This is a genomic window from Mycobacterium sp. E136, assembly GCF_001666865.1.
Lineage (GTDB): Bacteria > Actinomycetota > Actinomycetes > Mycobacteriales > Mycobacteriaceae > Mycobacterium.
This window is the reverse complement of the sequence record NZ_LZJE01000370.1, coordinates 36,797-45,778: the sequence shown is the minus strand read 5'-3', so window position 1 is coordinate 45,778 and position 8,982 is coordinate 36,797. Positions and strand designations below refer to the sequence as shown.

Genomic DNA, 8,982 nt, shown 5'->3' with positions numbered 1-8,982 from the left:
CGGTATCGGTGATCGCAGCCACGTGGATGGTGTCGAGGTGGGTGTCAGCGCCGATGACGACGCGGCGTGGGGATGTCACGATGGTGGTGTCCTCTCCGTGCAATGAACCGTGCGGCTGGGTGACAACCCGGTAGGGCGGGCAGACAAGACATTGATGAGGCAGCGGACAGGCTCCTGATTAAGTCATGTCCGCCCTACCAGGGCTGTTGTGGTACTTGCACGCACGTCGCCGGTGAGACAAATCAATTGGAAGACAACCCAGCAGGGCGCCAGTCACAGGCCGAGTCATCACCGGCGGCGAACGAGCAAGACCATCCTCACCCGAACCCGATTAACGGAATCAATGTCAGGGGCTCGGAGTAGTGTCGAACTCATGTTCGAAGATGCCTCGAGTGGCGACCTGCTCACCTTGATGGGTGAAGAGGCTCGCGAGGAATCTGCGGCCATGGGGCGCCGGCTCGCACTGGTCGCCGAACTTTACGCGCGGCGCGTGAAAGAACATCGGGAAGCGCGCATGTTCTTCACTGACGTCGCGGTCGTCGTGGCATCAGAGATATCGCCTGTCCAGAACATCAGTTACGCACGGGCACTCGGGCAGGTTCATGCGGCAAATGCGTTGCACGAGAGGCTTCCTCGCATAGCCGAGATTTTCCGGCGCGGGTGGATCGACTACCGCGTGGTGTCCACCATCATGTCGCGCACGGAGAACGTCGAGCCCGACATCATGCCCGCACTCGACGAGGCCCTGGCCGCGAGGGCCGAGAAGTGGATGAAACTCTCCGGTCCCAAACTCATCGACCGTGTCGACATGTTCGTATGTCGTTTCGACCCCGAGGCGGTGCGGGTTCCTCGCAAAGCAGAAGACAACCGCCACGTCCACGTCGAGCCGGGGTGTCCGGGAATGGCCTGGCTCGCAGGCAATCTGCGCGCCACCGACGGTGCGGCACTGGACAATCGGCTCGACGCGATCGCCGCCACCGTGTGCGAGAACGACCCGAGAACGAAGGACCAGCGCCGCGCCGACGCGTGCGGACCGCTCGCTCGCCTGGAAGCGACGATGCCCTGCGAATGTGGGCGAGACGACTGCCCTGCGGTCAAAGAACGCGCGGCTGTCACCACGGCGGTCATCCATGTGCTGGCCGAACAGGCAACGCTCGACGGCACCAGCAACAAGCCCGGCTATCTGAAGGGCTTTGGGGTGCTACCCGCCGAGTCGGTACGCGACGCCGCCAAGACTGCGCAGTTGAAGCCGCTGAATACCCCGGATGGCAAGGCCAACAACAGTTATCGGCCTAACGTCGCGCTGCGTGAATTCCTGCAGTGGCGGGACCTGACCTGTCGGTGGCCAGGATGTGACAAACCGGTACAACAATGCGATGTCGACCATACGGTTCCCTGGCCCGAAGGATCCACGCATCCCTCGAATACCAAGCACTACTGTCGAACTCATCACCTGCTGAAGACATTCTTCTGTGGTCCGCGCGGCTGGACCGATCGACAGCTCGCAGACGGCACGATCGAGTTGATCGCGCCCACGGGTCACGTATGGCGTACCGAAGCCCATGGCGCAAGCATGTTTCCAGCACTCGGACAACCAATGGGTGAGTTCGAGGTTCCGGCGGATATCGCCGACGGCGCCGGGGATCGAACGTTGATGATGCCGCGTCGCAAACAGACCCGTGAGGACGACCGTCGCGACCGGATCAAGGCCGAACGCCGCCAACGCGCGGAACTGATCGCCGAGGAAGAGCGACAACGGCAAGCCTGGTTGGCCGCCAACTATCAACCCCCACCGTTCTGACACGCCCGGCCGGCGTGAACCGCGAACACATTTCACCGCCGTCCAGCGAATCCCCCTGAGCGACATACTGTTGAGCGAGGTGCCGGTATCCGGCAGTTCTCGTCAGCACCGCAAGCGCCGGGGCTAAGCCGTGCGTCTGTGTGGCCACGAAATTCTTACTGACCCGAACCACCCCGTCTGGCATGCTGGGGCCATGACGGAGCCGCAGTTCGGTGGCAGTGAGCATGGCAGCACCCCTCCGCCGCCCCCACAGGAATCGGACTACCAGCAGCAATATCCGCCGCCGCCCGGCGAGTACGGCCAGCCCGGCGAGTACGGCCCGCCCCCTGGCGGCTACCCGCCCGTATACAACGATCCGTTGGCTCCCTACGGCCGTCATCCCATTACCGGTGAGCCGTATTCCGACAAGTCGAAACTGGTCGCGGGCCTGTTGCAGCTGCTCGGACTTTTCGGCCTGGTCGGCATCGGCCGCATCTACCTCGGTTACACCGGCCTCGGCATCGCCCAGTTGGTCGTCGGCCTGATCACGTGCGGTATCGGCGCGATCATCTGGGGCATCATCGACGCCATCCTGCTGCTCACCGACAAGGTCCGCGATCCTCAGGGGCGCCCTCTGCGCGATGGCACCTAGCGCCGGCACACGCCGCAAACAGCTGTACGGCGCGCTCGGTACCGGCGCCGTACTCGCTGGCGCACTGACCTACATCGGCATCGCCGACCCACACCGCCGGAACTCCTTCTTCCCGTCCTGCCCGTTCAAGGCGATCACCGGGTGGAACTGCCCCGGCTGCGGTGGCCTGCGCATGACGCACGACCTTCTGCACGGCGACCTCGCGGCAGCGGTCGTCGACAACGTCTACCTGCTCGTGGGGCTGCCACTCCTGCTGGCCTGGCTCCTGGTCAGGTGGCGACAAGGCAAACCGCTGATGAACACGCAAATGACCATCGTGATTGTCGTCTCGGCCCTGACCTGGACAGTGGTGCGCAACCTCGCCGGATTCCCGCTGGTCCCGACCGTTCTCGACGGGTGAGGCCGTAACTGCACTGATACAATCGGCTACGGGCCGGTGCAGTCCCGGACATGAACTCTTCCGGACTGCGAAGGTGCCTCTCGATGCTCTTCTCGGCATTCCCCGAACCCCAGGGTCTCTACGACCCGACCAATGAAGCAGACTCCTGTGGTGTCGCCATGGTCGCCGATATCCAGGGCCGACGCTCCCACTCCATCGTCGCCGACGGGCTGACCGCCCTCGAGCACCTCGACCATCGCGGGGCCGCAGGCGCAGAGACCAACAGCGGTGACGGCGCCGGCATCCTCATCCAACTGCCGGTCGAGCTGCTCCGCGACGTCGTCGACTTCGACCTCCCGGCCCCAGCCCTCGACGGGAGCAACACCTTCGCCGCCGGCATCTGCTTCATGCCCCAAGAACCCGCGGCCCGCGCCGCCGCCCGCGAAACCGTCGAGACCATCGCCGACGACGAGGGACTCAAGGTCCTCGGCTGGCGCGTCCTTCCGATCGACCCTCTTGGTGCCGACCTCGGCGCGACGGCATTGGGCTGCATGCCGCACATGGAGCAGCTGTTCGTCACCTCGACCAACGAGGTCGGCGGCATCGACCTCGACCGTCGCGTCTATCCGCTCCGCAAACGCGCCGAGCGCGAAGGCGTCTACTTCCCGTCGCTGTCCAGCCGCACCATGGCCTACAAGGGCATGTTGACCACAAAGCAGCTGCCCCAATACTTTCCGGATCTGCGCGACGAACGTTGCCGCAGCGCGATCGCGATCGTGCACAGCCGCTTCTCGACGAACACCTTCCCGTCGTGGCCCCTGGCGCATCCGTTCCGCTTCGTCGCCCACAACGGTGAGATCAACACCGTCCGCGGCAACCGCAACCGGATGCGCGCCCGCGAGGCGATGCTCGCCAGCGCCAACATCCCCGGCGACCTCTCCCGCGTATTCCCGATCTGCACTCCGGACGCCTCTGACTCCGCCTCGTTCGACGAGGTCCTCGAACTGCTGCACCTCGGCGGCCGCAGCCTGCCTCACGCCGTGCTGATGATGATCCCGGAGGCCTGGGAGAACGCCACCACCATGGACGACGCCGAGCGCGCCTTCTGGCAGTTCCACGCGTCGCTGATGGAACCCTGGGACGGTCCCGCCTGCGTCACCTTCACCGACGGCACACTCGTCGGTGCGGTGTTGGACCGCAACGGATTACGCCCCGGCCGATGGTGGCGCACGATCGACGACCGCATCATCCTCGCCAGCGAGAGCGGTGTCCTCGACGTGCCCTCCGCTCAGATCGTCGCCAAGGGTCGCCTGCAGCCGGGCAAGATGTTCCTCGTCGACACCGCCGCCGGCCGCATCGTCTCCGACGACGAGATCAAGGCGGACCTCTCGGCACAGGAGTCCTACGCCGAGTGGCTGCACGCCGGCCTCCTCGACATCGCCACCCTGCCCGACCGCACCCGCGTCCAGCCCAACCACGACAACGTCGTCAAGCGCCAGATCGCCTTCGGCTACACCGAAGAAGACCTGCGCGTGCTGCTCACACCAATGGCCGCCTCCGGGGCGGAACCGCTCGGCTCCATGGGCACCGACACCCCCGCCGCGGTGCTCTCGCAGCGCTCACGACTGCTCTACGACTATTTCGTCGAACTCTTCGCCCAGGTGACCAACCCGCCACTGGATGCCATCCGCGAGGAGATCGTCACCTCGATGGCCCGCATCATGGGCCCCGAGCAGAACCTGCTCGAACCGTCCGCCGCATCGTGCCGCCAGATCGTGCTGCGCTGGCCGGTTCTCGACAACGACGAACTCAACAAGATCGTCCACATCAACGACGACGGTGAACACCCCGGCCTTCGCACCACCGTGCTCAAGGCCCTCTACGACGTCGAACGCGGCGGCGAAGGCCTCGCCGAGGCCCTCGAGGACCTTCGTGCCAAAGCCTGCGAGGCAATCGCCAAAGGCGCTCGCACCCTTGTCATCTCCGATCGCGACTCCGATCACCGGCGCGCGCCCATCCCATCGCTGCTGGCCGTCTCTGCCGTGCACCACCACCTCGTGCGCACCAAGGAACGCACCACGGTCGCGCTCGTCGTCGAGAGCGGCGACGCCCGCGAGGTCCACCACATCGCCATGCTCATCGGCTTCGGCGCGGCCGCGGTCAACCCGTATCTCGCATTCGAGTCGATCGAAGACCTTGTCCGCGAAGGTGAACTCACCGGTATCGAACCCGCCGCCGCCGTGCGCAACTACTGCAAGGCCCTCGGCAAGGGCGTGATGAAGGTGATGAGCAAGATGGGCATCTCCACCGTCGCCTCCTACACGGCCGCGCAGGTCTTCGAGGCCGTCGGCATCGACAAGGCCGTCATCGACGAGTACTTCACCGGTACGCCGAGCCAACTCGGCGGCGTCGGCCTCGACGTCATCGCCGAGGAGGTCAAACAACGCCACCGCCGGGCCTACCCGGAGAACCCGACCGAGCGCGTCCACCGGCGCCTCGAGGTCGGCGGCGAGTACGCATTCCGTCGGGAAGGCGAACTGCACCTGTTCACCCCCGAAGTGGTGTTCCTGCTGCAGCACTCGACCCGCACCGCGCGCTATGACGTCTTCCAGCGCTACACCGACGAGGTGGACCGACTCTCCCGCGAAGGCGGAACCCTGCGAGGCATGTTCGACTTCAAGAAGGTCAGACCGCCGGTGCCCCTCGACGAAGTCGAGCCCGTCGAAGAGATCGTCAAGCGCTTCAACACCGGCGCCATGAGCTACGGCTCGATCTCCGCCGAAGCGCACGAGACGATGGCGATCGCGATGAACAATCTCGGCGGTCGCTCGAACTCGGGTGAGGGCGGCGAGGACACCGACCGGCTCTACGATCTCAAACGCCGCAGCGCCGTCAAACAGGTCGCCTCCGGCCGCTTCGGCGTCACCAGCGATTACCTGGTCAATGCGACGGATATCCAGATCAAGATGGCTCAGGGCGCGAAACCCGGTGAGGGCGGCCAACTCCCGGGATTCAAGGTGTATCCCAACATCGCCAAGACGCGGCACTCCACACCAGGCGTCGGCCTCATCTCGCCGCCGCCGCACCACGACATCTACTCCATCGAGGATCTCGCGCAGCTGATCCACGACCTCAAGAACGCCAACGACCAGGCGCGCATCCACGTCAAGCTGGTCAGCAGCGTCGGCGTCGGCACCGTCGCCGCGGGTGTGTCCAAGGCCCACGCCGACGTCGTGCTGATCTCCGGCTACGACGGCGGTACCGGCGCGGCGCCGTTGACCAGCCTCAAGCACGCCGGTGTGCCCTGGGAGATCGGGCTCGCCGAGACGCAACAGACGTTGATGCTCAACGGGTTACGCGACCGCATCACCGTGCAGTGCGACGGTGGCATGCGCACCGCGCGTGATGTCATCGTCGCCGCCTTGCTCGGCGCCGAGGAGTACGGCTTCGCCACCGCCCCGCTGATCGTCTCGGGCTGCATCATGATGCGCGTCTGCCACCTCGACACCTGCCCGGTCGGCGTGGCCACCCAGAACCCGGAACTGCGCGCCCGCTTCACCGGCAAGCCCGAGTTCGTCGAGAACTTCTTCCGCTTCATCGCCGAGGACATCCGTAAATACCTGGCAGAGCTCGGGTTCCGCACCCTCGACGAGGCGATCGGGCACGCCGAGCTGCTCGACACCGACCAGGGTGTCGCGCACTGGAAGAGTCAGGGCCTCGACCTGTCGCCGATCTTCGCGGTGCCGCAGGACGGCCACACCGGCGAGCCCACGCCGCGACGCAAGATCCGCGACCAGTACCACGCACTGGACCAGGCCCTCGACCAGACGCTCATCCAGCTCGCCGAGGGAGCGCTCGAGGACGCCCATCCGGTCCGCCTCGAACTGCCCATCCGCAACGTCAACCGGACCGTCGGCACGCTGCTGGGCTCCGAGGTGACCCGCCGCTACGGCGCCCAGGGCCTGCCCGACGGCACCATCCACATCACCCTGACCGGTTCCGCCGGACAGTCGCTCGGTGCGTTCCTGCCGCCCGGCATCACACTGGAACTCGTCGGTGACGCCAACGACTACGTCGGGAAGGGATTGTCGGGCGGCCGGATCATCGTGCGACCGCCCGACGACGTGTTGTTCCTCGCCGAGGACAACGTGATCGCCGGCAACACCCTGCTGTTCGGCGCGACATCGGGCGAGGTCTACCTGCGGGGTCGCGCCGGAGAACGCTTCGCCGCCCGCAACTCCGGAGCGCTGACCGTCGTCGAGGGCGTCGGCGACCACGCCTGCGAGTACATGACCGGAGGCCGCGTGGTGGTCCTCGGTAAGACCGGTCGCAACATGGCCGCGGGCATGTCCGGTGGCATCGCGTTCGTCCTCGGCCTGGACCCGCGACGGGTCAACACCGAGATGGTCGAGCTGCAACGCCTGGACCCGGAGGATCTCGCCTGGCTGCGGGAAGTGATTTCCCGGCACGCCCAGTACACCGGCAGCAGCCTGGCCACGTCCGTCCTGTCGGACTGGCCCAGGCGCAGCACCCAATTCACCAAGATCATGCCCCGCGACTACCAGCGCGTCCTGGAAGCCACACTCACCGCCAAGCGGGAGGGACGCGACGTCGACACCGCGATCATGGAGGCCAGCCGTGGCTGATCCCACCGGATTTCTGAGAGTTCCGAAGGTCGAGGCGGCCAAGCGCCCCGTCGACGAACGCGTCGGCGACTGGCGTGAGGTCTACGAACAGCAGGACCCGAACCGTCGAGCGGCCGAGGTGGCCCAGCAGGCCCGGCGCTGCATGGACTGCGGAATCCCGTTCTGCCACTCCGGAACCGCGGGCTGCCCGCTGGGCAACCTGATTCCCGAGTGGAACGACCTGGTGCGCCGCGGCCGATGGGACGCGGCCAGCGACCGCCTGCACGCCACCAACAACTTCCCCGAGTTCACCGGCCGGTTGTGTCCCGCACCGTGCGAAGCCGCGTGTGTCCTGTCGATCTCCGAGGAGCAGACCGGCGGCAGTGTCACGATCAAGCGCATCGAGCAGACCATCGCCGACCACGCGTGGCTGAACGGCAAGGTCGAACCGCAACCCGCGGCCATCGCGTCCGGTAAGCGCGTCGCGATCGTCGGCTCCGGCCCGGCGGGATTGGCTGCGGCACAACAGCTCACCCGCGCCGGCCACGAGGTCACCGTCTACGAGCGCGACGACCGCATCGGCGGGCTGATGCGCTACGGCATCCCCGAGTACAAGCTCGAGAAGGCGACGCTGGATCAGCGCTTGGCCCAGATGCGCGCGGAGGGAACGCGATTCGTCACCGAGACGGAGGTCGGCGTCGACGTGTCCGTCGAACAGCTCCGCGCACAGTACGACGCCGTTGTGCTGGCCGTCGGCGCGCTGCGTGCGCGCGACAACGAGGTCGAGGGCCGTCACCTCAAGGGTGTCCACCTCGCGATGGAGCACCTGGTGCCCGCCAACAAGGAGTGCGAGGGCGACGGGCCGAGCACGATCAGCGCCGAGAGCAAGCACGTCGTGATCATCGGCGGCGGTGACACCGGTGCCGACTGCCTCGGCACCGCGCATCGGCAGGGCGCGCTGTCGGTCACCCAACTCGACTACAACCCCGAACCGCCCGAGACCCGCGACGACTCCCGCACACCGTGGCCGACGTGGCCGCTCGTGCTGCGCACCCGGCTCTCACCCGCACACGCCGAGGGCGGTGACCGCCGCTACGAGGTCGCCGTGCAGCGCTTCGTCGGCGACGACTCCGGTCACCTCCGCGCGCTGGAGATCGCCGAGGTCAAGGTCGAGCGTGACATGAAAAGCCCGGTAGGTCGCCGCGTCATCACCCCGGTCGGGGAACCGATGGAGATCCCCTGTGAGCTCGCGCTGTTGGCCATCGGTTTCGAGGGCGTCGAACACATGCCGCTGCTCGACGAACTGGGGTTGAGCCTCAACGGGCGCGGCGCTCTACCGTGTGGCTCGGACTGGCAGACCGACGCGCCCGGCGTGTTCGTCTGCGGCGACGCGCACCGGGGTGCGTCGTTGATCGTCTGGGCGATCGCGGAGGGCCGCAGCGCGGCGCACGCGGTCGACACCTATCTGATGGGGGAGTCGGATCTGCCGGCGCCGGTCATTCCGGGCGCACTTCCGCTGGCCGTCGTCTGAATCGATAACGACTAT

5 protein-coding genes are annotated in these 8,982 nt (G+C 66.5%); all 5 read left to right on the top strand.

Annotated features, from left to right (window positions below; genetic code table 11):
• The first annotated feature begins 373 nt into the window (after window positions 1-373).
• The 5 genes from A5698_RS25340 to A5698_RS25320 all read left to right on the top strand — a co-directional run bounded on the left by A5698_RS25340 (window position 374) and on the right by A5698_RS25320 (window position 8,967).
• Window positions 374-1,801 (top strand): HNH endonuclease signature motif containing protein, encoded by a 1,428-nt coding sequence (locus A5698_RS25340; RefSeq protein WP_068302629.1) that lies wholly within the window; start codon window positions 374-376, stop codon window positions 1,799-1,801.
• Window positions 1,802-1,994: 193 nt separating this feature from the next.
• On the top strand, window positions 1,995-2,432 hold the full coding sequence (locus A5698_RS25335; RefSeq protein ID WP_068302626.1) for an NINE protein: 438 nt from the start codon (window positions 1,995-1,997) through the stop codon (window positions 2,430-2,432).
• Window positions 2,422-2,832 (top strand): DUF2752 domain-containing protein, encoded by a 411-nt coding sequence (locus A5698_RS25330; protein ID WP_068302622.1) that lies wholly within the window; start codon window positions 2,422-2,424, stop codon window positions 2,830-2,832. The genes A5698_RS25335 and A5698_RS25330 overlap by 11 nt, the downstream gene beginning before the upstream one ends.
• An 83-nt stretch (window positions 2,833-2,915) precedes the next feature.
• A complete protein-coding gene (gene gltB / locus A5698_RS25325; protein WP_068302620.1) occupies window positions 2,916-7,457 on the top strand; it encodes a glutamate synthase large subunit in 4,542 nt (1,513 codons plus the stop codon).
• Window positions 7,450-8,967, top strand: a complete 1,518-nt coding sequence (locus tag A5698_RS25320) for a glutamate synthase subunit beta (protein ID WP_068302618.1) — start codon at window positions 7,450-7,452, stop codon at window positions 8,965-8,967. Before gltB ends, A5698_RS25320 begins: the two co-directional genes overlap by 8 nt.
• Window positions 8,968-8,982 lie beyond the last annotated feature (15 nt).

What these genes read in the sequence shown, in the direction of transcription:
- A5698_RS25340 (WP_068302629.1), top strand. Translation starts at nt 374, where the DNA reads ATGTTCGAAGATGCCTCGAGTGGCGACCTGCTCACCTTGATGGGTGAA.
- A5698_RS25335 (WP_068302626.1), top strand. Translation starts at nt 1,995, where the DNA reads ATGACGGAGCCGCAGTTCGGTGGCAGTGAGCATGGCAGCACCCCTCCG.
- A5698_RS25330 (WP_068302622.1), top strand. Translation starts at nt 2,422, where the DNA reads ATGGCACCTAGCGCCGGCACACGCCGCAAACAGCTGTACGGCGCGCTC.
- gltB (WP_068302620.1), top strand. Translation starts at nt 2,916, where the DNA reads ATGCTCTTCTCGGCATTCCCCGAACCCCAGGGTCTCTACGACCCGACC.